The organism is Aeromonas eucrenophila (assembly GCF_000819865.1).
GTDB classification, from domain to species: Bacteria; Pseudomonadota; Gammaproteobacteria; order Enterobacterales; family Aeromonadaceae; genus Aeromonas; species Aeromonas eucrenophila.
In genome coordinates this window covers 214502-238728 of the sequence record NZ_CDDF01000017.1, presented here as the reverse complement: position 1 = coordinate 238728, position 24227 = coordinate 214502, and the positions used below count along the sequence as shown (strand labels likewise).

The 24227-nt window shown below is 63.0% G+C and carries 18 protein-coding genes; 7 read left to right on the top strand and 11 right to left on the bottom strand.

The features are described from left to right. The first annotated feature begins 53 nt into the window (after positions 1-53). Complete coding sequence (locus BN1124_RS18165) at positions 54-860, top strand: PhzF family phenazine biosynthesis protein (protein ID WP_042644209.1); 807 nt, start codon at positions 54-56, stop codon at positions 858-860. 114 nt (positions 861-974) lie between these two features. On the opposite strand, the gene lysS is transcribed toward BN1124_RS18165, so the two are convergent. Both lysS and prfB read right to left on the bottom strand, forming a co-directional pair. Further along, positions 975-2513, bottom strand: coding sequence for a lysine--tRNA ligase (gene lysS, locus BN1124_RS18160; RefSeq protein ID WP_042644207.1), 1539 nt, complete (start codon positions 2511-2513; stop codon positions 975-977). A 20-nt stretch (positions 2514-2533) separates the two neighbouring features. Continuing rightward, positions 2534-3632, bottom strand: a protein-coding gene (gene prfB, locus BN1124_RS18155; RefSeq protein WP_156128434.1) for a peptide chain release factor 2 whose coding sequence is annotated in 2 segments (ribosomal slippage) — positions 2534-3556 and positions 3558-3632 — 1098 coding nt in all. Because the reading frame shifts where the segments join, the coding sequence is not laid out codon by codon here. 250 nt (positions 3633-3882) lie between these two features. On the opposite strand from prfB, the gene BN1124_RS18150 reads away from it, so the two are divergent. After that, positions 3883-5754 carry a methyl-accepting chemotaxis protein gene (locus tag BN1124_RS18150; protein ID WP_042644204.1) on the top strand — a complete coding sequence of 624 codons (1872 nt, stop codon included), beginning with the start codon at positions 3883-3885 and terminating at the stop codon, positions 5752-5754. 153 nt (positions 5755-5907) lie between these two features. Here BN1124_RS18150 and gltS read toward each other — a convergent pair whose 3' ends face one another. Beyond that, on the bottom strand, positions 5908-7107 hold the full coding sequence (gltS, locus tag BN1124_RS18145; protein WP_042644202.1) for a sodium/glutamate symporter: 1200 nt from the start codon (positions 7105-7107) through the stop codon (positions 5908-5910). Positions 7108-7680: 573 nt separating this feature from the next. On the opposite strand from gltS, the gene ansA reads away from it, so the two are divergent. Beyond that, positions 7681-8688 (top strand): asparaginase, encoded by a 1008-nt coding sequence (gene ansA / locus BN1124_RS18140; protein WP_042644200.1) that lies wholly within the window; start codon positions 7681-7683, stop codon positions 8686-8688. Between the two features lie 257 nt (positions 8689-8945). On the opposite strand, the gene BN1124_RS18135 is transcribed toward ansA, so the two are convergent. Both BN1124_RS18135 and BN1124_RS18130 read right to left on the bottom strand, forming a co-directional pair. Next, positions 8946-9224, bottom strand: a complete 279-nt coding sequence (locus BN1124_RS18135) for a YeaC family protein (RefSeq protein WP_033132416.1) — start codon at positions 9222-9224, stop codon at positions 8946-8948. Between the two features lie 82 nt (positions 9225-9306). Then, a complete protein-coding gene (locus tag BN1124_RS18130) occupies positions 9307-10740 on the bottom strand; it encodes a glyceraldehyde-3-phosphate dehydrogenase (protein ID WP_042644198.1) in 1434 nt (477 codons plus the stop codon). 271 nt (positions 10741-11011) lie between these two features. Here BN1124_RS18130 and BN1124_RS18125 point away from each other — a divergent pair, with 271 nt between their 5' ends. Then, entirely contained in the window at positions 11012-11566 is a 555-nt protein-coding gene (locus BN1124_RS18125) for an NUDIX domain-containing protein (RefSeq protein WP_042644196.1), read from the top strand. Between the two features lie 62 nt (positions 11567-11628). On the opposite strand, the gene sppA is transcribed toward BN1124_RS18125, so the two are convergent. Further along, positions 11629-13473 (bottom strand): signal peptide peptidase SppA, encoded by a 1845-nt coding sequence (sppA, locus tag BN1124_RS18120; protein ID WP_042644195.1) that lies wholly within the window; start codon positions 13471-13473, stop codon positions 11629-11631. 442 nt (positions 13474-13915) lie between these two features. Here sppA and BN1124_RS18115 point away from each other — a divergent pair, with 442 nt between their 5' ends. Further along, on the top strand, positions 13916-15943 hold the full coding sequence (locus BN1124_RS18115; protein WP_042644193.1) for an oxidoreductase: 2028 nt from the start codon (positions 13916-13918) through the stop codon (positions 15941-15943). A 153-nt stretch (positions 15944-16096) separates the two neighbouring features. Then, positions 16097-16645 (top strand): NAD(P)H nitroreductase, encoded by a 549-nt coding sequence (locus BN1124_RS18110; RefSeq protein ID WP_042644191.1) that lies wholly within the window; start codon positions 16097-16099, stop codon positions 16643-16645. A gap of 387 nt (positions 16646-17032) precedes the next feature. On the opposite strand, the gene BN1124_RS18105 is transcribed toward BN1124_RS18110, so the two are convergent. The 3 genes from BN1124_RS18105 to BN1124_RS18095 form a co-directional block, all read right to left on the bottom strand. Beyond that, positions 17033-17581, bottom strand: a complete 549-nt coding sequence (locus BN1124_RS18105; protein ID WP_042644190.1) for a sugar O-acetyltransferase — start codon at positions 17579-17581, stop codon at positions 17033-17035. Between the two features lie 226 nt (positions 17582-17807). Continuing rightward, positions 17808-18686 (bottom strand): 50S ribosomal protein L11 methyltransferase, encoded by an 879-nt coding sequence (gene prmA / locus BN1124_RS18100; RefSeq protein ID WP_042644189.1) that lies wholly within the window; start codon positions 18684-18686, stop codon positions 17808-17810. 502 nt (positions 18687-19188) lie between these two features. Then, the gene (locus BN1124_RS18095) at positions 19189-20205 is read right to left on the bottom strand and encodes a zinc-binding alcohol dehydrogenase family protein (protein ID WP_042644188.1); all 1017 of its coding nucleotides are present in this window, start codon (positions 20203-20205) and stop codon (positions 19189-19191) included. A 100-nt stretch (positions 20206-20305) separates the two neighbouring features. On the opposite strand from BN1124_RS18095, the gene BN1124_RS18090 reads away from it, so the two are divergent. Then, positions 20306-21178, top strand: coding sequence for a LysR family transcriptional regulator (locus BN1124_RS18090; RefSeq protein WP_042644186.1), 873 nt, complete (start codon positions 20306-20308; stop codon positions 21176-21178). Positions 21179-21184: 6 nt separating this feature from the next. Here BN1124_RS18090 and BN1124_RS18085 read toward each other — a convergent pair whose 3' ends face one another. Both BN1124_RS18085 and panF read right to left on the bottom strand, forming a co-directional pair. Then, complete coding sequence (locus BN1124_RS18085; protein WP_042644184.1) at positions 21185-22603, bottom strand: PTS transporter subunit EIIC; 1419 nt, start codon at positions 22601-22603, stop codon at positions 21185-21187. 88 nt (positions 22604-22691) lie between these two features. Beyond that, the gene (gene panF / locus BN1124_RS18080) at positions 22692-24158 is read right to left on the bottom strand and encodes a sodium/pantothenate symporter (protein WP_042644182.1); all 1467 of its coding nucleotides are present in this window, start codon (positions 24156-24158) and stop codon (positions 22692-22694) included. Between the last annotated feature and the right edge of the window lie 69 nt (positions 24159-24227).

Here is a 24227-nt window from a genome sequence, read left to right as displayed (position 1 = left end):
GTGGTATAAAAGAGCTGTAATGAATCCCTTTATGCCGCCTCACAGGACACCCCATGTCGACGACCAAACTGTTTCATGTCAATGCCTTCAGTCAGCGCCCCTTTGGTGGCAACCCGGCCGTGGTGGTGCTGGGGCCGGAGCGAAGCGATGCCGAGCTGCAGGCCATGGCGGCCGAGTTCAACCTGTCGGAGACCGCTTTCCTCACGCCGATAGGGAAAGCGCACTATGGGCTGCGCTGGTTCACCCCGGCGCTGGAGGTGGATCTCTGTGGCCACGGCACCCTGGCGGCGGCCCACGCCCTCTGGGAGGCCGGGCTGGCGGCAGTTGACGAGATGCTGCGCTTCGAGACCCGCAGCGGCGTCTTGACCGCGGCGCGGGAGGGCGACTGGATTTGGCTCGACTTCCCCCGTCTCTCGCTTGCACCCCTGACCCTGGATCCGGCCTACGCCGCCGCGCTGGGCTGCCAGCCGCTGCAAACCCTGGCCGTTGGCGCCAAGTTCTTGCTGGAGTTGGCAAGCGAGGAGGAGGTGAGGGCACTCAAACCGGACTTCCACGCGCTACGGGCCCTGCCCGGTCGCGGCCTGATGGTGACGGCGCCGTCCAGCCGCGGGGATGATGATTTCGTCTCCCGCTACTTCGCCCCCTGGGTCGGGGTGGACGAGGATCCGGTCACCGGCTCCAATCACAGCGCCCTGGTGCCGTTCTGGGCCGAACGGCTCGGCAAGAGCCAACTGAAGGCTCGCCAGATCTCGGCACGGGGCGGAGAGCTGCAACTGCGGCTGGAGGGGGACAGGGTGTTGATGGCGGGTCGGGCGCTGACCCTGTGGCAGGGGGAGTGGCTGCTGGCGCCCGGCGCATAAGCCGCGACCCGCTCCCGGCCGCTCGCCGCAGGTTTGTGTTCACCATAAAAAACGCCCCGCAGATGCGGGGCGTTTTGTTGCGCTCAAATAGCAGGCCAGGCCTGCGCCTCGGGCTTATTTCTGTTGCGGACGCAGGGCCGGGAACAGGATGACGTCGCGGATGGTGTGGCTGTTGGTGAACAGCATCACCAGACGGTCGATACCAATGCCCTGACCGGCAGTGGGCGGCAGGCCGTGCTCCAGCGCGGTCACGAAGTCCGCGTCGTAGAACATGGCTTCGTCGTCACCGGCTTCTTTCTGGTTCACCTGATCCTGGAAGCGCTTGGCCTGATCTTCCGCATCGTTCAGCTCGGAGAAGCCGTTGGCCAGCTCGCGGCCACCGATGAAGAATTCGAAGCGGTCGGTCACGTCCGGGTTCTGGTCGTTGCGACGAGCCAGTGGGGAAACGGCAGCCGGATATTCTGTGATGAATGTCGGTTGCAGCAGCATGTGCTCAACGGTCTCTTCGAAGATCGCGGTGATCACGTGGCCCAGTTCCCAGCCCTTCATCAGATCGATGTGCAGACGCTTGGCGACAGCCTTGGCGCTCTCCAGGGTGGCCAGATCGTCCAGGGTCACATCCGCGTTGAACTTGAGGATGGACTCGACCATGGTGAGGCGCTGGAACGGCTGACCGAAATCGATGGTCAGGCCCTCTTCGCCCTCTTTGGCGTAACGGATCTTGGTGTCACCCAGGATGTCCTGGGCCAGGGTGCGCAGCAGCTCCTCGGTCAGGTCCATCAGATCGATGTAGTCGGCATACGCCATGTAGAACTCGATCATGGTGAACTCGGGGTTGTGACGCACCGAGATGCCTTCGTTACGGAAGTTGCGGTTGATCTCGTACACACGCTCGAAACCACCGACCACCAGACGCTTCAGATAGAGCTCCGGGGCGATACGCAGGTACATGTCGATGTCCAGCGCATTGTGGTGAGTGACGAACGGACGTGCGGAGGCACCACCCGGGATGACCTGCATCATGGGGGTTTCCACTTCCATGAAGCGCTTCTCGTTGAAGAACTTGCGGATGCCGGCGACCACCTGGGTGCGGATCATGAAGGTCTTGCGGGACTCTTCGTTGGCGATCAAATCCAGGTAGCGCTGGCGGCAGCGAGCTTCCTGATCGGTCAGGCCCTTGTGCTTCTCGGGCAGCGGACGCAGCGCCTTGGTCAGCAGACGGATGGTGGAGACGTGAACGGAGAGCTCACCGGTGTTGGTGCGGAACAGAGTCCCTTCCACGCCGACGATGTCCCCCAGATCCCACTTCTTGAACTGTTCGTTGTAGAAGCCTTCCGGCAGATCGTCACGGGTCACGTAGACCTGGATCTTGCCAGCCATGTCCTGCAGGGTCGCGAAGGAAGCCTTACCCATGATCCGGCGGGTCATGATGCGACCGGCAATCTTCACCCGTTTACCCAAGGCCGCCAGCTCATCGGCGCTCTTGTCGCCGAACTCGGCGTGCAGATCGCCGGACAGGCTGTCACGACGAAAATCGTTGGGGAAGGGGTTGCCCTGGGCGCGCAGGGCGGCCAGCTTGGAGCGACGCTCCTGCATCTCGTTGTTCAGTTCGAGCTGGTTCTCGACTGCCGGAGTGGTGGTTTGTTCAGACATGGTGATTCCTGCTGCTCTGTTTACAGGCCTGATTTCAGGCTGGCTTCGATAAACTTGTCCAAGTCGCCATCGAGTACCGATTGGGTATTACGGGTCTCGATGCCGGTGCGCAAATCCTTGATACGGGAGTCATCCAGTACGTAGGAGCGGATCTGACTGCCCCAGCCGATGTCGGACTTGGTCTCTTCGAGGGCTTGCTTCTCAGCGTTCTGCTTCTGAATTTCCAGCTCATAGAGCTTGGCCTTCAGCTGCTTCATACACTGATCTTTGTTCTTGTGCTGGGAACGGTCGTTCTGGCACTGCACCACGACGCCGGTCGGGACGTGGGTGATCCGCACCGCAGACTCGGTCCGGTTGACGTGCTGACCACCGGCGCCGGAGGCACGGTAGACGTCGATCCGCAGGTCGGCCGGGTTGATGTCGATCTCGATGTCATCGTCGATCTCGGGGTAGACGAACACCGAGCAGAACGAGGTGTGGCGGCGGCCACCGGAATCGAACGGCGATTTACGGACCAGGCGGTGGACGCCGGTCTCGGTGCGCAACCAGCCGAACGCATACTCGCCGGTGAACTTGACGGTGGCAGACTTGATGCCGGCTACGTCGCCGTCGGACAGTTCGATCAGCTCCGGCTTGTAGCCGTGGGCATCGCCCCAGCGCAGGTACATGCGCAGCACCATGTTGGCCCAGTCCTGGGCCTCGGTGCCACCGGAACCGGACTGGATGTCGATGTAGCAGTCGGAACCGTCGTGCTGGCCGGAGAACATGCGGCGGAATTCGAGATCCACCAGCTTGGCTTCGAGACCGTCGGCCTCGACCACGGCTTCGTTGAAGGTCTCTTCGTCTTCCCCTTCGACGGCCAGGCTCACCAGCATCTCCACGTCATCGACACCCTGAGTCAGGGTATCTATGGTGCTGACCACGTTTTCGAGCGACACGCGCTCCTTGCCCAGCGCCTGTGCGCGCTCGGGTTCGTTCCATACGTCCGGCTGTTCCAGCTCGGCATTGACCTCTTCTAGACGCTCTTTCTTGGCGTCATAGTCAAAGGTACCCCCTAAGCAGCTCGGTCCTCTCAGACAGCTCCTTAAGCTTGTTTAATACAGGATTGACTTCAAACATCGTGAAAACTCTCGGGGTCGATGTGATTTAAAAACGGGATATTCTAGCCAATTGCGGAAGGAATAAACAGGGTTGGCTGGCTCGGGTCGCCTACTGTGATCAATTTCTGCCGTCATTTTCCCCTTTACGAGGAAAATATCGTCGATTACCTCAGTCCCCACTTCAGTTTGGCACCGCCCGGCCGTTAACAACGCACAGTGCCACGCACTTTCCGAGCAATCCTGTTCCTGACTCACAAGAAGAACATACGATGAAGAACCTATCACTCAAGCAGAAGATACTGTTGTCTGTGGTGATCGCCCTCTCCCTGGTGATCCTGTTGCTCTCCTGGCAGAGCTATACCAGTCAGAAGTCCCTGCTGCTGCAAGGCAGTCAGGAGCAGGTGCAACGCCTCGGTAGCCAGCAGGCCGAACGGATCAGCGACTGGCTCTCCGCCCGTCGTGACGTGATCCAGGCCCTCGGCAGCAAGGCCAGCCCCGAGCCCCTCAACGCCCTGCAACAGGCCCAGGTGTCCGGTCGCTTCCAGCTCACCTATTTCGGTGAGGGCAGCGGCAAGATGAACGACTCCGATCCCTCCATCAACCGCGATGGCTATGATCCCCGCTCCCGTGGCTGGTATCAGGAAGCCATGGGCAAGGGCGGTCTGATCGTGACCAAACCCTACCTGGACGTGGCCTACAACATCATGGTGGTGACCCTGGCCCAGCCCGCGCAGGGTGGGGTAGTCGGCGGCGATCTCTCCATCGCCTCCCTGGTGGAAGATGTCACCCGGATGAAGCTGCCCGCCGACGGCATGGCCATCATGATGCACAAGGATGGCACCGTCATCGCGTACAAGGACGCGGCCAAGGCGATGAAGCCGGCCACCGAGATCGACAACGATCTGACCAACGGCCTGATCGAGCAGAGCAAGGCGAGCCAGAGCCTGGTGCCGGCCTACTTCGACAACGAAGGCCGTGACAAGCTGCTGTGGGCGGTGGACATCCCGGACACCGACTGGGAGCTGGTGCTGGTGCTGGACAAGGCCACCCTGGAGGCGCCGCTCTCCTCCCTGCTGCTGACCCAGCTCGGCCTGGCCCTGCTGGTGCTGGTGGGCAGCATCCTCGCCATCTCCTGGCTGGTGAGCCTGCTGCTCGGCCCGCTCGGCAAGGTCTCCCAGGCTCTGGCCCGCATCGCCGACGGTAACGGCGATCTGACCCAGCGCATCAAGATCGACGCGAACGACGAAGTGGGCCAGCTGGCCAACAGCTTCAACCGCTTCGTCGGCAGTCAGCATCAGCTGATCGGCAACATCCGCCAGCTGGCGAACGAGCTGAACGCCGATGCGGAGCGCAGCTTGGTGACCAACCAGGCCGCGGTGGAAGAGCTGCAGCGTCAACAGCAGGAGGTGACCATGGTCGCCACCGCGGTCACCGAGATGGCGAGTGCCACCATGGAGATCGCCGGCAACGCCGAGAACACCGCCGCCGCCGCCCAGCAATCTGCCCAGAGCAGCGAGCAGGGCAAGATGCTGGTGAACCAGACCCGGGCCTCCATCAACAACCTGGCGGAGGAAGTGGGTCAGGCCACCGGCGTCATCGGCGAGCTGAGCCGCCATGCCCAGGCCATCTCCGGCATCCTCTCCACCATTCAGGGCATCGCCGAGCAGACCAACCTGCTGGCGCTGAACGCGGCCATCGAAGCGGCGCGCGCCGGTGAGCAGGGCCGTGGCTTCGCCGTGGTGGCGGACGAGGTGCGGGTGCTGTCCCGCCGTACTCAGGACTCCACCCAGGAGATCCAGGCGACCATAGAGACGCTGCAGCAGACCACGGCCCGTGCGGTGAGCCTGATGCAGACCAGCCAGGGGCTGGCGGACAACAGCGTGAAAGACGCCGATGCCGCCGCCGCCGCGCTCGAAGAGATCACCCAGGCGGTGTCACTGATTTCCGACATGGCTGGCCAGATCGCCACCGCCGCCGAGGAACAGACCCAGGTGACCGGCGAGATCACCCAGAACACCACCGCCATCAAGGACGTGAGCGACGAGATCACCGCCGCCGCCATGCGCGACCTGGATCAGGCGCAGGGCCTCAAGGGCCGTGCCACCAACCTGAACCAGCAGGTGTCGACCTTTATCTTGTAAGGGATAAGTTCACGCCAGCATGCAAAAGCCCCGCACCAGAGTGCGGGGCTTTTTCTTGGCCTTGTTTCTTGTTGACGTGGCTCGGTGGCGAGCCTCAATAAAAGAGCCCACCGGGAGGTGGGCTCTTTTGCATGTTCAATGCGGCGCCGTGCCTTACAGGAAGGGCATCGCCAGGAACAGCTTGATCACCATGGCGTTGATGATGTCGATGAAGAAGGCGCCGACCATGGGCACCACCAGGAACGCCATGTGGGACGGACCGAAGCGCTGGGTGATGGCCTGCATGTTGGCAATGGCGGTCGGGGTGGCCCCGAGACCGAAGCCGCAGTGGCCCGCCGCCAGCACGGCCGCGTCGTAGTTGCTGCCCATGACCTTGAAGGTGACGAAGCTGGCGTAGAGCGCCATCGCTATGGTCTGCACGGCCAGCAGGATGAAGATGGGTAGGGCCAGGCTCGCCAGATCCCACAGCTTCAGGCTCATCAGTGCCATGGCGAGGAACAGGGACAGGCTGACGTTGCCGAGCAGGGAGACTTCCCTATCGCTCACCTCGTGCCACTTGAGCAGGGCCAGCATGTTGCGCAGCAAGACGCCGGTGAACAGCACGCAGACGAAGACCGGCAGCTCGAGGGCGCTGCCCTTGAGGTAAAGGGAGAGCAGTTCGCCCCCCTTCAGGCAGATGGCGAGCAGTGCCACCGTCTCGATCAGGCTGTAGGTGGTGATGGGGCGTTCCATCTCCGGCATCTCGAAGCCCTGGGGGGCTTCGTCACTGTTGTGCTCGGCGCCGGGCACCTGCACCTTCTTCACCAGATGGCGGGCGACCGGGCCGCCGATCAGGCCACCCAGCACCAGGCCGAAGGTGGCACAGGCCATGGCCAGCTCGGTGGCGGATTGCAGGCCGTACTTCTCGCTGAAGATGGCACCCCAGGCAGCGCCTGTGCCGTGGCCGCCGGACAGGGTAATGGAGCCGGCCAGCAGTCCCATCAGCGGATCCAGGCCGAGCAGGGTGGCGAGGCCCACCCCCAGCACGTTCTGCATCAGCAGCAGGCCGGTCACCACCAGCAGGAAGGTGAACACCGCCTTGCCGCCCCGCTTGAGGCTGCCCAGATCGGCGGAGAGGCCGATGGAGGCGAAGAAGGCCAGCATCAGTGGCGTCTGGAATGCGGTATCGAAGCGCAGCTCCACGTCCATGCTGGCACGCAGCAGCACCAGCACCAGGGCGACCAGCAGGCCCCCTGCAACGGGTTTGGGGATACTGAAGGTGCGCAGCACGTTGATCCGGTTGACCAGCGAACGACCGAGCAGCAGCACCAGGGTGGCGGCGACCAGAGTGGCATAAGAATCAAGTTGTATCATTCGGTACTCCCATGTTGATTGGCTGTGTCTTCAGGGGTGAAGACGCACAGATTCAGCCGGGATGGAAAATAGTGTGGCTCAGTTGCCAATTCAGAAGGGGCGAGATGCCCGATCCCACGTAAAAATGGGAACTATGCGTGCCTGATATCTGCAGGCATCGAGATGGGATTTATGCAAAATCCGGCGGAGGATAGCAAAAACCACCATTAATATCCATTTTCATCGTATTAACGGTCATTCTTGTACTTTATATTAACATTTAATGCTACTGGGGGGAGGGGGCCCGCGATCCGGATTTGTGATCCAGCTGCTGTCATTCGGGGTGTCAGTCTTTATAATTCGCCGGGCTTTCAGCCCGGGTTAAGGTTCGGATGGCTTACTGTGGCGTCGAGTGACTGTCATCGGATGATGTGCCGGATCCCGGCCATGATTGAACGATGGGAGGCCATGGGGTTGCGACCCATGAAGGATGTCCGCGTTGTTGTTCGGCAGTGAGAAAGGGATGGGCCACAATGTTGTCGGTTCACCACATAGTTAGATGATTTGCCGGTTTGGCTCACGAGAGGAGAGGGTGTGAAGAAGTCGATCTACATCGCCTACACAGGCGGTACCATAGGGATGCAGCGTTCCGATCACGGCTATGTGCCGATGGCGGGCTTCATGGAAGATTGTCTGGCGCGGATGCCCGAGTTTCATCGGCCCGAGATGCCGTCCTACCATATTCACGAATATGCCCCCCTCATCGACTCCTCCGACATGACCCCGGCAGACTGGCAGCGCATCGCCGAGGACATTCGGGACAACTACGACCAGTACGATGGCTTCGTGATCCTGCACGGCACCGACACCATGTCGTTCACCGCCTCGGCGCTCTCCTTCATGCTGGAAGACTTGCACAAGCCGGTGATCATCACCGGCTCCCAGATCCCGCTGGCCGAGCTGCGCTCCGATGGCCAGCAGAACCTGCTCAACGCGCTCTACATCGCGGCCAACTACCCGATCCACGAGGTGACGCTGTTCTTCAACAACCAGCTCTATCGCGGCAATCGCAGCAAGAAGGTGCACGCGGACGGCTTCCACGCCTTCGATTCGCCGAACTACCCGCCGCTGCTCAATGCCGGCATCGCCATCTCCCTGGAGGCGGGGGAGCTGGGATTGCCCTCCGAGCGGCCGCTGGTGCTGCACGACATCACCCCCCAGCCCATCGGCGTGGTGACCCTCTATCCCGGCATCTCGGCGGAAGTGATCGCCAATATACTGCAACAGCCGGTGCGGGCGCTGATCCTGCTCTCCTTCGGGGTGGGCAATGCGCCGCAGAACCCGGCCATGCTGGCGCTGCTGTCCGAGGCCTCGGCCCGGGGCGTCATCATTGTCAACCTGAGCCAGTGCCTGCACGGCAAGGTCAACATGGGGGGCTATGCCACCGGCAACGCCCTGTCCCGCGCCGGGGTCATCTCGGGCTTCGACATGACAGCCGAGGCGGCGCTGACCAAGCTGCACTTCCTGCTGAGCCAGGATCTGCCGGCCCCACGCATTCGCGAGCTGATGCAGCAGTCCCTGCGCGGCGAGCTGACGCCCTGAGGAGCGCCCTCACCCTAGCCCTCTCCCAGGGGGAGAGGGGACCGAGTTAGGGCCACAATGAACATTGGCTAGGGATGCTTTGGCAACGGATTGGCTGCGATGCATTCGCAGGTAACCGACCTGCTCCCTTCTCCCCTGGCGGGAGAAGGGTTGGGGATGAGGGGGAAATATCCCCTGCAGAGGGAAGAGAAATAAAGAGGGGAGCCATATTGGCTCCCCTCTTTGCTATGGCGTGCGAGCTGGGCTCGCAGCAAGGCTCAGTGACTGATCTCGATTCGGACTATCTCTTCCTCGTCGCGATACTGACGCTTGAGTTCGCTCTTGCTCTTCATCACTATCTCGCCGTCGCGGCCTATGTTCATGTGCTCGGGATCCTCAAGGTGCATCGCCTGCCAGGCCATCACGGCCTGCAGCGAGGTGGCCTTCTGCTCCTCGGTGAGGGGTTGGCCATCGGGCCACTTGCCGAGTTCGACCGCGGTCTTGAGCCGCTCGTACACTTCCCTGGGCATCTGCCCTATGACTTGCTGAAATGACATCCGGCCTCTCCTTGAAAACGTTGAGCCATGAGGGGATTAGGCGGGCAGATCCTGGCGGACTATGCCGGTAGATCCTGGCGGACTACGCCGGTAGATCCTGACGGACTACGCCGGCCATCTGCTCCATCACCCGCACTACCTGACAACTGTACCCGAATTCGTTGTCATACCACACGTACAGCACGCAGTGATCCCCCTCGGCGATGGTGGCCTGGGAGTCCACTATGCCCGCGAAGCGGGAGCCCACCATGTCGGAGGAGACCAGCTCGGTGCTGGCGCTGAAATCGATCTGGCGATGCAGGGCCGAGCTCAGCGACATCTGTTGCAGATAGGCGTTGAGGCTCTCTCTGTCGGTGGCCTGCTCCAGGGACAGATTGATGATGGCCAAGGACACATTGGGGGTCGGTACCCGGATGGCGTTGCCGGTCAGCTTGCCCTTGAGCTCGGGCAGCGCCTTGGCCACCGCCTTGGCGGCCCCCGTGCTGGTCATCACCATGTTGAGGGCGGCGCTGCGACCGCGGCGCTCACCCTTGTGATAGTTGTCGATCAGGTTCTGATCGTTGGTGTAGGAGTGCACCGTCTCCACGTGGCCGTGGCGGATGCCGTATTTGTCCTGCATCACCTTGAGCACGGGGGTGATGGCGTTGGTGGTGCAGGAGGCGGCGGAGATGATCTTGTCATCCGGACCTATCACCTCGTGGTTGACCCCGAACACCACGTTCTTCATCTCCCCCTTGCCGGGGGCGGTCAGCAGCACCCGGGCGGCGCCACGGGCCTTGAGGTGCTCGGACAGGCCGGCCTCATCGCGCCAGACCCCGGTGTTGTCGACGATCAGCGCGTTCTGAATGCCATGGGCCGTGTAGTCGATGTCCGCCGGGCTGTTGGCGTAGATCACCTGAATGAAGGTGCCGTTGGCGATGATGGCGCTGCGCTCGCTGTCCACCTCGATGGAGCCGTTGAAGGGGCCGTGTACCGAGTCGCGGCGCAGCAGGCTGGCACGCTTCTCCAGATCCCCCTCGCGGCCGCCGCGCACTACTATGGCGCGCAGACGCAACGAGTTGGCGGCACCGGTGCGCTCGATCAGCAACCGCGCCAGCAGGCGGCCGATGCGGCCAAAGCCGTACAGCACCACGTCGGTGGGCGCTGGCACGGCACCCTGGTTCAGGGCCGGCGCCAGCTTGGCGCTCAGGTAGTCTTCGATGCCCGCCTCATCCTCATGATCCTGCCAGTAACCGACGGTCAGCTTGCCGAGATCCACTTCGGCGGCGGTCGGGTTCAGCGCGACTATGGCGCACAGCAGGGGGAAGCTTTGCTGGATGGGGAGCGGGGCGCCCTGGTGGCGGCGAACGACCCTGTGGGCCTTGAGGATGTCGATGGTGGAGGCGTTTTGCAGGGGGCGTCCGAAGACGGTGATCTCTATCCCTTGCTGGCGGTAGAGGCGGCCTATCAAGGGTTGCATGGCTTCGGCGAGCGCCTGGCTCTCCTGCCACGCCTGCAAGTAGTGCTCGTGGGTCATTAACCAGATCCTTTATTTCACGTTGTTGGGCAAATTGCTGGAAAAATAGAAATTCGTCGAAAGCAGATCAGTGTAGGGCTGTGTATTTCGTTATATTATTCTGCGATCGCGGCCTTATATGGCGCGCGCATTGTAATGGATATGTAGCCGATTTGCTAGTTGATGGTGGCCGTGGCGGGCGAGGCTTGTTACCAGGCCGACGGGCACCATGACCAGTTTCCAGGGCGGCCATCCTCATCATTCAACTCACGCGCGGGGCATACCGATCCTGATGATCCCTGTTCAGCCAGATGCCCAGTGGGCCCACCCCTTCGATATCCGTCTCGTCCATGGCCAGGTCATGTGCGACGGGCGAGTGCTCGAGCGCACCACCGTCAGGGCCGTGGTGCTGCGTGGTGACGAGCTGCTGATGGTGCATTCCCGCGTCAACGGGGATCTCATGTTCCCGGGCGGTGGCATAGAGGCGGGGGAGTGTCACGGCAAGGCGCTGGCCCGGGAGCTGCGGGAGGAGTGCGGCGCCGAGCTGCTGGCTGTGGGGGCCCTGCTCGGCGAGACGCGGGAGTTTCGTGCCGCCAGGGAGGCGGCCTACGACGCCTACTGCATTCACTCCTTCTACTATCTCTGCCAGCTGGGCGAGGCCTGGAGCGAGCCGCGTCCCCAGCCCTACGAGATACGGCTCGGCTTCACCCCAGGCTGGTTCCCGCTGGACGAAGCCCTGCAGACCAACAAGACCCAGCTGGCCGGTCCCTGCCCCCAATGGACGGTGCGCGAGACCCGGGTGCTGGCGGAGCTGCAACACTGGTTCGACGCCGGGCTGCTGGGCTGAGCCTGACGCCGCCCCAATAAAAAAACCGCCGGATGGCGGTTTTTTTATTCTTCAGTTTCCCGTCAAGGGAGGCAGACCGGGCAGAAGGCATAGGTGCCTTGGGGGTCGTTGAAGCGGATCAGCGGATCCAGCCCCTTGTTCACCTCGACCAGCGCCTTGCCAATGCCCGCGGGCAGCAAGCTCTGCACATGGGGAGCCAGGGCGCGGGCGCTGCTGTCGAACAGCTCGCGCAGGAACTTGTCCCGTGCCGACTCTTCCTGCTCTATGGGGGTGACCTGCCAGCTTTTGAGGTTGGCGAGATCGGCGGCCGCCTGCAGGGCGTCGTCCAGATTGCCGAATTCGTCAACCAGCCCCAGTTCCTTGGCGTCCTGACCTGTCCAGACCCGGCCTTCGGCGGCTTTCTCCGCCTCTTCCGGGCTCAGGCCACGGCCCTTGCCCACCAGACCGACGAAGCGCTGGTAGGTGTCTTCTACGCTGAGCTGAATAGCCTGACCGACGTGTTCGGGCAGGGCCCGGGTCAGGCCGACACCGACGAAGTCCGTGGTGCCGACCCCATCGGTATGCACCCCGTACTGGGACAGCGCCTTGTCGATGGTGGCGAACATGCCGAACACCCCGATGGAGCCGGTGAGGGTGGTGGGGGAGGCGAAGATCTTGTCCGCATCGGCGGAGATCCAGTAGCCACCGGAGGCGGCGTAGCTGCCCATGGAGATGACCACCGGCTTGCCGGCCTGTTTCAGGGCCAGCAACTCGGCACGGATCTGCTCGGCGGCGAAGGCGCTGCCGCCCGGGCTGTCGACCCGCAGCACCAGTGCCTTGACCTGATCGTCACGACGGGCATCGGCCAGCAGATCGGCGAGGCTGTCACCGCCTATGGTGCCGGCAGGCTGGACGCCGTCCATGATGGCACCGCTGGCGACGATGAGGCCCACCTCATCCTTGCCATTCTGGGGATACTGCTCGGGAATGGCGGCCAGATATTCCTTCAGGCCCACCCCTTTCCAGCCGTTATCCTTGTCTTCCCCGACCTCCTTGATGACCGCCTGGGTCATCTCCTCACGGGTGGCCAACTCGTCCACCAGGCCGTTGTCGAGGGCGTAGCTGGCGGCATTGCCACCGGCCTTGCGCAGCAGTTCGAGGAAGCGATCCTTGGTCGGCGCAACGGCATCGGGTTCGATTTCCCGCTCTTCGGCCACGTCGTTCACATAGGATTGCCACAGCTGATCCAGCCAGCGCTGGTTCGCCTCCTTGCTCTCCGGCGACATCTCGTCCCGGGTATAGGGCTCCACGAAGGACTTGTAGGTGCCGACCTTGAACACGTGGGGGGTGACGTTGAGTTTCTCCAGCGCCGACTTGAAGTAGGTCTGGTAGACACCGAGCCCCTCGATCAGCACGGCACCGCTCTGGTTGAGGAGCACGTGATCGGCGTGGGCGGCGAGCAGATAAGGGCCTTGCGCGTAGTAGTCGGCCATGGCGATGACTGGCTTGCCGCTCTCCTTGAACTGGTCGATGGCGGCCGCCACCTCCTGCAGCTTGGAGAGGCTGGTGCCTTGCAGCCCCTGGGGCTTGAGCACCAGCGCCTTGATGCGATCGTCATCCTTGGCGCTCTTGATGGCCCACAGCAGATCGGACATCAGGATCTCGCTCGGCTGATCGTCGCTGCTGTCCACCTGCCGCAGCAGTTGCACGCCGGGATCGGTTTGGGTGCGCTGTTCTACCAGTACGCCGGAGAGGTTGAGGGTGAGGGCCCCTTCGATGGGGGTGCTTGGCGCCTCTTTCTGGCCGAAGGTGAAGACGATGGCCAGCACTATGATGAGAAACAGCAGATTGACCAGCATCAGCCGGGTGAAGTTGAGCAGACGCCAGAGGCTGCGAAACAGCCACCCCAGACCTTTGAAAATAGACATAGCCGCGTTATCGCCCTGTTAATGGGTAGAGAAACGCCATTATTAACCAGATGGAGTGCCAATTGCCATTTCCGCCTGGGCTGGATTGCCAGTGCGATCCTCTGCTCTTTCCCTCGGAGCACGACTGTTCGCCGAAAAAATGTCCAAACATTTGTTTGAAAAAGAATTTTCGATTCTTTACTCTAGCCCCAGTTTGATAACAAAAAATTAACTGGAGGCACCGTGAGCCGCTACCCTACGCTTCTGACCCCCCTCGACCTTGGCTTTACCCAACGTCGAAGCAGAGTCCTGCGTATGGATTCCTGCGCGCCGGCCTCGACAAGGAGTTCATGATGAGCCGTTACCCAACCCTGCTGACCCCTCTCGATCTCGGCTTTACCCAGCTCAGGAACCGGGTATTGCGTATGGATTCCTGCGCGCTGGCCTCGAAAAGGAGTTCATGATGAGCCGTTACCCTACGCTTCTGACCCCTCTCGATCTCGGCTTTACCCAGCTCAAGAACCGAGTTCTGATGGGCTCCATGCACACCGGCCTCGAAGAGGAGAAGGGGGGCTTCGACAAGCTGGCCGCCTTCTATGCCGAGCGGGCCCGGGGCGGTGTCGGCCTCATCGTCACCGGCGGCATTGCCCCCAACCTGCGGGGACGGCTGGTGCCTCACGGCTCCCAGCTGAGCTTCCCCTGGCAGGTCGCCAAGCACAAGAAGGTGACCGGCGCCGTGCATCAGGAGGGGGGCAAGATAGCGCTGCAGATCCTGCACGCAGGTCGCTACGCCTACCATCCGTTCAGCCTGGCGCCGAGCGCCCTCAAGGCCCCCATTTCCCCGTTCAAGCCCCGCGCCATGAGCGAGCGCCAGATCCGCGGCACCATCCGCGACTTCGGTGCCACCGCCGCCCTGGCCAAGGCTGCCGGTTATGACGGAGTCGAGGTGATGGGCTCGGAAGGCTATCTCATCAACCAGTTCATCTGCGAGCGCACCAATCAGCGCACCGACGGCTGGGGCGGCAGTGCCGACAACCGCATGCGCTTCCCGTTGGAAATCGTGCGCGCCATCCGCGAGCGGGTCGGCACCGACTTCATCATCATCTTCCGCCTCTCCATGCTGGATCTGGTGGAGAAGGGCTCCTCCCTGGAGGAGGTCATCGTCCTCGGCAAGGCGCTGGAGCAGGCCGGGGTCAGCCTGATCAACACCGGCATCGGCTGGCACGAGGCGCGCATCCCCACCATCGCCACCAGTGTGCCGCGCGGCGCCTTCAGCTGGGTGACGGCTGAGCTCAAGAAGCACCTCACCGTGCCGCTCATCACCACTAACCGTATCAACACCCCCGAGGTGGCCGAGCGCATATTGGCCAGCGGTGAGGCGGATATGGTCTCCATGGCGCGTCCCTTCCTCGCGGATCCCGAGTTCGTCATCAAGGCGGCGGAGGACAGGGCGGACGAGATCAACACCTGCATCGCCTGCAACCAGGCCTGCCTCGATCACGTGTTCAAGCAAAAACGCGCCTCCTGTTTGGTCAACCCCCGCGCCTGCTTCGAGACCGAGCTCACCTTCGGCCGGGTGCCCCAGCCCAAGAAGCTGGCGGTGGTGGGGGCCGGCCCGGCGGGTCTGGCGTTCGCCTGCTACGCCGCCGAGCGCGGCCATCAGGTGAGCCTGTTCGATCAGGCGCCGACCATCGGCGGCCAGTTCAACTTCGCCAAGCAGATCCCGGGCAAGGAGGAGTTCCACGAGACCCTGCGCTACTTCGCCAGACGGCTGGAGAAGTGCGGCGTCGAACTCTATCTCGGCCAGCGCCAGAGTGCAGAGAGCCTGCTCGGCGGCGGCTTCGACGAGGTGATCCTCGCCACCGGCATCCGCCCGCGCACCCCCAACATTCCGGGTATCGAGCATCCCAAGGTGCTGAATTACCTCGATGTGCTGCGGGATCACAAGCCGGTGGGCCAGAAGGTGGCGGTGATCGGCGCCGGCGGGATCGGCTTCGACGTGGCGGAATATCTGGTAGACAAGAAAGTGGAGGGCGACGCCGATCACCACAGAGACCACTGGCTCAAGGAGTGGGGCATCGACAAGCAGCTCGGCGAGCGCGGCGGCCTGATCAAGCCCGAGATCGACGCCCCCGAGCGCCAGATCTGGCTGCTGCAGCGAAAAGAGAGCAAGGTGGGGGATGGGCTCGGCAAGACTACTGGCTGGATCCACCGCACCGTGCTCAAGAACCGCAAGGTGCAGATGCTCAGCGGCGTGCAGTACCTGCGCGTGGATGACGAAGGGCTGCACATCATGGTGGGGGAGACCCAGCAATGCTTGCCGGTGGATCAGGTGATCATCTGCGCCGGGCAGGAGCCCCTGCGGGAGCTGCAAGCCGGTCTGCAGGCGGCGGGCAAGCCGGTGCACATCATCGGCGGTGCCGACGTGGCCGCCGAGCTGGACGCGAAACGGGCCATCCGGCAGGGGGCAGAGCTGGCTGCTGTCATTTGACCAAAAATGCAACGGATATAGTGATAAACCCCTGCCAGTCAGGGGTTTATTCTTTCTAACCGACCCTGTCGGGGCGCCTTTGCGACGTCCCCTGGCTGTGCTAGGGTAGCGCCATCATAGCCCCGCTTTCTTGCCTGACACACGGAGTCGCCCATGGATGCCCTCAACCTGTTACTGAACCGTCACTCCTGTGGTCGCCTGACCACCCCGGCCCCCAGCGGCGAGGTGCTCGACAACATCCTCAAGGCGGGGCTGCGGGCACCGGATCACGGTACCCTGACCCCCTGGCAGTTCATCCTGTTCGAGGGAGAGGGACGGGAGCGTCTCGGGGATTTGCTGGCCGAGGTCGCCCGCGCCCGTGGGGAAGACGAGGAGAGCATCGAGAAGAGCCGTGCCGCGCCGCTGCGTGCCCCGCTGCTGGTGGCCGTGGCGACCCGCTATCAGGCCCACTTCAAGGTGCCCAAGCTGGAGCAGGAGCTCTCCGCCGGTTGTGCCCTGATGGCGATGCAGATGGCGGCCCAGGCCCAGGGCTTCAACGGCATCTGGCGCTCCGGCTGGTTTATCTTCGACGCGCAGATCAACGCCGGGCTGGGGCTGGCCGAGGAGGATCAGCTGGTGGGCTTCCTCTACCTGGGCACCCCCATGCTGGAGGCCCGCAAGCTGCGCGAGTTGCCCCTGGCAGAATTTGTCCGCCGCTTCTAAAGCGCCCTATTTACAGAAAAACCCTGATTTATAAGGGCTTTTTTTGTTGGTGACATTCTCATCAGGCTGTACTGAAAAATGCGAACTTGCCAAGAGGGAAAAAGGAGCCGGCGGGGAATTTTTTGAATACTGAGAGACTGTTCTCAATCCTGGTCGATTACGCTACGTAAAACGTTTGCGCCCCGTTATTATTCCTCTGCCAGTTTAGAAGGTGACCCCTTCTAATATTCTGCGATGAGAGTCGCAATTCCGTAGCACCTTTTTACAGCCCAACGTCCCAGTGACATTGGGCTTTATTTTTATGGGCGCGATTCTGATGCGCCGCCATGCTGCCGGCATTGTTGCCTATGCCGGCATGCTGTTATCTACTGCGGCAGGGCGTCGGGCTCAGCGTTTGACGGGCAGGGCCCTGGCAGGATTGCCCACCACCCGGGCACCGGCGGGGACGTCCCTGGTCACGACCGAGCCAGCGCCGACGATGGCGTCCCGCCCTATGGTGACGCCGGGCAGCAGGATGGCGCCGCCCCCTATCCAGACCCTGTCTTCTATGGTGACCGGCAGTGCCGTCTCCACCCCCTGGATGCGTTCGTCGGCCTCCAGCGCGTGAGCGGCGGTATAGATCTGCACGTTCGGCCCTATCATGACGTTGGCGCCGATGCGGATCGGCGCGTTATCCAGAAAGGTCGCCCCCATATTGACGTAGGTGTCGGCGCCCAGGCTGACATGGCGGCCATAGGTGCAGTAGAACGGCGGGCAGATGAAGGCCCCTTCCGCCAGCTCCCCCACCAGCGCTTTCAGCAGGATCTGCTGTTCTTCCTCCTCATCGGCCTTGTTGAAACGGCGATAGAGGCGGGCCGTCTCCCGGCGTATCACATCCAGCTCAGGGGCCATGCAGTTGTAGGGCTGGCTGCTGATCATCTTCTGATAGTTGCTCATGGCGATCTCTATGGTGATTGGCAGATGCGGCCTCACAGGCCCATCGGAGGAGAGCCATTTTACCCCCAGACGGCGGCAAGAAGAGTGAAGCTTCGCCCAGTACCGGCATTCTCTGTGAGATACCGATGAGGAGGATGGGGCGGCGAGTCGGGAAGGCGTGAAAAGCAGTGTGAGAAACAACGAGGGCACCCTGAGGTGCCCTCGTTGTTTGTGGTAGAGCACGTAATCAGCCGTGCTTGCGGCCGGACAAGCGGCACCACTCCTCTTTGACGGCAGTCGGGTCCATGTCGAACCACTGGCCGTAGATGGTTTCCAGCTCCGGGGCCTGGCTCTCCAGCACGCCGGACAGCGCCATCAGGCTGCCGGGCTTGCCGTGGCCGGTGATAAGCGGCGCGAGTTCCCGCAGCGGGCCGGCCAGGATGTTGGCCACCACCACGTCCGCCTCCACTCCTTGCGGCTGATCCGCCGGCAGATAGAGCTCGATCTGGCCGGCGACACCGTTGCGTTCGGCGTTGTCACGGCTGGCCTGGATGGCCTGGGGATCGATGTCGATACCGATGACCCGGGCGGCGCCGAGTTTCAGGGCGGCGATGCCGAGGATGCCGGAGCCGCAGCCGAAGTCGACCACCGTCTTGCCGGCCAGATCCAGCCCGTCCAGCCACTGCAGGCAGAGCGCCGTGGTGGGGTGGGTGCCGGTACCGAAGGCCAGGCCCGGATCCAGCATGACGTTGACCGCATCCGGGTTGGGCACATCGCGCCAGCTCGGGCAGATCCAGAGCCGCTCGCCGAACTGCATGGGGTGGAAGTGATCCATCCATTCCCGCACCCAGTCCTTGTCTTCCAGCTGTTCGACCTTGTAGCCGACGTCTTCACCGAAGATCTGCTGGAAGAAGGCGATGGTGGGTACCGGATCGGTTTCGGCGTCGAACAGCCCCATCACCTCGGTCTCGCCCCAGAGCGGGGTTTCCCCCGGCAGCGGCTCGTAAACGGGCACATCCTGGGCATCCATAAAGGTCACGGCCTGGGCTCCACGCCCCAGCAGCATGTTGCTCACCTTGTCCGCGGTCTTGGCGGTGGCGTTGATTCGAATTTGTATCCAGGGCATGGCGTCGACTCTTCATAAATGTGAAACCGCGGGATTCTATCATCATGGGCCTGTGCTGTCGTGGTTTGCCCATGGCACAGGCTGGAGGAAGGTGATTCTGCCAAGTTGGCACGGTTCATGTATTCCTCCTTGGGTGACGGGAAGCAACCTGTTCCCGCTGAATGCTTTGCTCTATGAAAGTTCCGTCATCTTTTCAGCCACCTTCGGGTGGCTTTTTTTATTGGCGAGAAAAAAACGGGGAAATAGGCACAATTTTGCGGGGAAAGGCGGAGTCTGGCACGCAAGCTGCAAAAGCTACTCTGTCCTGCATAAGGATATGTGTGTGATTGTTATCCCAACGTTCAGGTATTCAGGGCCATCCCGGCGGGATGGCCTCTTTTTTTATCCATTTTCCGGGATGATGCCGGCTGATGGCCACTTATTCCCGATGGCGCTGTGCACTCTTGGGGCTTGCCACTGGTGACGTCACCCCATGATGGTGCATTTTTTTACCCCTAAGGGATTAGTCAGCGAAGCCGCTCATGTCGATCACCAGCTTGCCCAGCATGTTGCCTGCCTCAACCTCGCGATGGGCCTGCGCCAGGCTCATCGGTGTCAGCGCGGGGATCGTCCTGGTGAGGGTGCTCTTGAGCACGCCCTCCTCCAGCAGCGCCGCGACCCGGCCCAGCAGTTCGTGCTGGCCTATCATGTCCGGGGTCTGGAACAGGGAGCGGGTGAACATGAACTCCTGGCTGAAGGTGGCGCTCTTGGGCTTGAGCAGGCCGAGATCCCAGGGCTCTTTCGACTCGGCGATGGTGCAGATGTGGCCGAACGGACGAATGAGGTTCGCCATGGCGCTCCAGTGCTGCTCGGTGGCGTTGGTGCAGAAGATGGCATCGAGCTGGCTGATACCCAGTTCGGCGAGATCCCCTTGCAGGCTGTGGTGGCTCACCACCTGATGGGCTCCCATCGCCAGGCACCACTCCCGGGTCTCCGGCCGCGAGGCGGTCGCTATCACCTCCATCTTGGTGAGCTGGCGGGCGAGCTGGATGGCGATGGAGCCGACCCCGCCGGCACCGCCGATGATGAGCAACCGGCCCTCGCTCTCCCGGCGAAGACCGATGCGATCGAACAGGGCCTCCCAGGCGGTGATGGCGGTGAGCGGCAGGGCGGCGGCCTCGAGATCGCTCAGGTTGCTGGGTGCCAGGGCCGTGATGCGCTCGTCCACCAGTTGCAGGGCGCTGTTGCTGCCCGGGCGGCTGATGTCGCCGGCATACCAGACGCGGTCACCGGCCTTGAACAGGGTCACCTCGCTGCCCACGGCGACGACTTCCCCCACCGCATCCCAGCCCAGCACGCGGGGGCTCGGCTCCACCTTGGCCTTGGGGGCGCGCACCTTGGTGTCGACCGGGTTGATGGAGGTGGCCTTGACCCGCACCAGCAGATCCCGCGGACCCGGGGTCGGGGTGGGCAGCTCGGCCTCGATGAAGCAGTGGGGGTGATCGCTTGGCAGGTAGTGAGTGAGGGCGATGGCTTTCATGGCAATTCCTTTCAAATCGGGATGAGTGGGATTGCCAAGCAGTCTAGCCCGGTAGATTATCCTCATTAAGATGGGTAATTAAGAAAGACTGTTTGAATAGATGAACAATGTCGAACTGGAGTTGATGGGGCTGTTCGCCACCGTAGTGGAGCAGGGCAGCTTTACCGGGGCGGCCGAGGTGCTCGGCATGCCCAAGTCATCGGTGAGTCAGAAGATCTCGCGCCTCGAGTCCCAGCTCGGGGTGCGGCTGTTGCAGCGCACCACCCGTAGGCTGAGCCTGACTCCGCAGGGGGAGCTCTATGTGGAGCATTGTCAGAGCCTGCTGGCGCTGGCCCGTAGCGCCAATCTGGCCATGGCCAGGCTGCGCAGTGCCCCGGCAGGCCGGGTGCGGATCACCGCCCCCGAGGCCACCGGCACCCTGCTGCTTGGCAAGATCCTGGCGGAGTTTCGCGCCCTCTATCCCGAGGTGGTGCTGGAGCTGACTCTGAGTGACGAGCAGCTGGATCTGGTGGGGGAGGGTTACGATCTGGCGCTGCGGGCGGCCCCGCTCAAGGACTCCAGCCTCATCTGCCGGCGCATCGGCCAGGTGCCCCGCCATCTGGTGGCGGCGCCGGATTATCTGGCCCGGCATGGCGAGCCTCAACAATTGAGCGAGTTGGGACGGCACGCCTGTCTGGTGCACTCGGCGCTGCCAACGTGGCCACTGCAGGAGGGGGGCTGGCGTCCAAGGGGCGCCTGCATCAGCAACAGCCTGCTGGCGCTGCGGGAGCTGGCCCTCAACGGCGGCGGCATAGCGCTGCTGCCGGATCACGTCTGTCAGGGAGATCTGATCAAAGGAACGCTGCAGAAGGTGCTGCCGAGTCACCCCATACCGCCCAACCCGTTCTACCTCATCTACCCGAGCCGGGAGCACCTGGCCCCCGCCTTGCGCTCGCTGATGGACTTTGTCGCCGACCGCCTGCCCTTCGCCTGAGCCCTGTCAGAGGCCGAGGGGGGCCTTGCCGGGCTCGAAGCCGAGCGGCACCGACTGGCGATCGGCCAGCATGCGCAACTGCCCCTCGACCAGGCCCGCATTGGGCCCCAGCACCAGCACCAGCTGATGCTCGTTCAGGGCTATCCAGGAGAGACACCCCAGGCTCGTCAGACGGAGTTGGTCCACCAGCGCCATGTCACGGACCCGCAGGCTGAGGCGGGTCAGGCAGACGCTCATGGCCTGCAGGTTGTCCATACCCCCCAGCACCTTGAGGTACTGGATCGCCAGCATCTGCGGATCCGTGGGCGCCACGCTCGCCAACCGTGGCAGCTCCTCGGCGAGGGGCCTGCTCGGCAGGCTGAGGGGGGCGTGCTCAAGCAGTTGGGAGAACAGCAGGGCGTAGGCGACGAAGAACAAGATGCCGAGGGGAATGAGCCAGAAGCTGTGCTCGCCGGTGGAGTAGCTCAGTACCAGATCCAGCAGGCCGGCGGAGAAGTAACTGCCCACCTTAATGCCCAGCCCGCTGCAGATGGCGAGCGACAGCCCGGTCAGCAGGGCGTGGGCCAGAAACAGCCAGGGGGCGGTGAAGGCGAACAGGAACTCGATGGGTTCGGTGATCCCCACCAGGGCAGAGGTGAGCGCCAGGGTCAGCAGCAGGCCCCCCTGGGGCAGGCGCTGCATGCGCTGGCGATGGAGCCAGATGGCGAAACAGGCCCCCGGCAGACCGAACATGATGACGGGATAGAGTCCCGCCACATAGCCTTCGTGCAGCGGCTGGGCGGCGGCTAGCGCCTGCAGGTTGCTCTCGCCCAGGCCGACGAGGCTGCCCAGCACCTGGTGCAGGCCGAGGGGGATCAGCAATCGGTTCAGCACGCCGTAGCAGAAGGCGCCGAAGGGGGTGGTGAGCAGGTCCGAGGCGATCAGGCTGATGCCCTGCTCCAGCAGTGGCCAGAGCAGCGCCAGCGGGATGACCAGCAACAGGCAGGCCAGGGCTGAGAGCAGCAATCCGGGGAGCTCTTCCGGTAGCGGCCGCAGCCAGTTGGGGAGGGAGAGGCTACGGGTCCAGGAGCAGATCAGCGCCGTGGTCAGCCCGGCCAGCAGGCCGCAGATCATGTCCGCATGCAGGCCGGGACTGAGGGTGCCGAGCGCCGAGCTCAGCAACAGGAAGTTGACCGCCCCGGCCAGGGCCTGCGCCCCTTGCCCCTGCCGACTCAACCCGAAGGCGATGGCCACCGCGTAGATGAGCGGCATCTGGCTGAACAGGGCCTGCCCGGCGAGGGAGAGCACCGCCAGATCCAGCACATCCGGCTGGCCGAGCCGATAGAGCAGGGCGGCCAGCGGCAGGATGGAGACCGGCAGCAACAGGGCATAGCCGAGCCGTTGCAGGGACTGGGTCAGGATCTTTCTGGCGTTCTGAACGGGCATGATCGCGGAACTTTTTGTGACGTGGCGCACAGTTTACCCGCAAGACACCCATTTTGGGATAGGGAAGATCCCTTTATTGCGCTCTTTATTATTTCTGATCAAATAATCGGCGAACGGCCTGATCCGGGGGCGGGGTCAGCAGGCTGACCACAATAAAGGCGATGAGCCCAAGCCCCAGGCTCGGCACTATGGCGTGCAGGCCGGCCAGCTGGATCCCCCACTGACTCAGGACCCCGTAGCAGACAATGCCTGACACCATGCTGGCCAGCGCTCCCGGACCGTTGGCCCGCGACCAGTAGAGGCCGAGCACCAGCGGCCAGAGGAACACCGCCTGCAGGCCGCCGAAGGCGAGCAGGTTGAGCCAGATGATCATCTCGGGGGGCTGCAACGCCGCCAGCAGCACCAGGGTGCCCAGGATCAGGGTGCAGAGCAGGGAGAGGCGCGGCACCCGCACCTCCAGCTTCTCCTGCTGCTCCTGTTTCGGGCTCAGGTAGTTGAGGTAGAGATCTTTCACCAGGGTCGCCGAGGCCTGGATCAGCTGGGAGTCGATGGTGGACATGATGGCCGCCATGGGCGCCGCCAGGAAGACCCCCGCCAGCCAGGGAGGCAGCACCTCCATCATCAGGGACGGCATGATCTTGTCCGGGCTGTCCATGCCGGGCAGGATGGCGCGACCGAGGGCCCCGGCCAGGTGCATGCCAAACATCAGCAGGGCACTGACTACGGTGCCGATGAGGATGCCCCGGTGCAGCGCCTTGCTGTCCCGGTAGCCGAAGCAGCGCAGGGCCGAGTGGGGCAGCCCCACTACCCCGATGCAGACCAGCACCCAGAAGCTCAGCATGAAGGGTTGGGTCAGCATGTCGCCGGCCCCTTGCGGGCTCACCAGCTTGGGATCGATCACCTTGAGCTGATGGATGAGGTTCGGCAGGCCGTCGCCGGCCACCAGGATCCCCGCCAGCAGGGCGCCTGTGCCGATCAGCATGATGATCCCCTGCAGGGCATCCGTCATGACCACGGCGCGAAAGCCGCCAATGACGGTATAAAGTAGTACGCAGCTGGCAAACAGCAGCAGGCCCTGCTGATAACTCAGGCCAGTGGCGGTCTCCAGCAGGCGGGCCCCGCCGATGAACTGCACCACCATGGTGGCGATGAAGGCCAAGATGATGGTCACGGATCCCAGCACCACCACCCACTTGCTGCGATAGCGGGCCCACAGCATGTCGTTGATGGTCACCGCGTTGACCCGGCGGGCGATGATGGCGAACTTCTTGCCAAGCACGCCGAGGGTGAGCCAGACGGTGGGCAGCTGGATCATCGCCAGCAACACCCAGCCGAGGCCAATCTTGTAGGCCGCGCCCGGCCCGCCGATAAAGGACGATGCAGACGTGTAGGTCGCCACCAGCGTCATGGCCAGCACCAGGCCACCCATGCTGCGGTTGCCGATGAAGTACTCCTGCACGAAGTCCCCGTTGCTGCGATGGCGGCTGGCCCAGAAGCCGACCCCCAGCACCAGCACCAGATAGATGACGAGGGGGAACATCAGCTCAAGATTCATGTGACTGTGACTCGTGATTCAGGGGAGTGGAGGTAAACGAAAGGGGGGCCGGCGAACGATGGGCGGCCT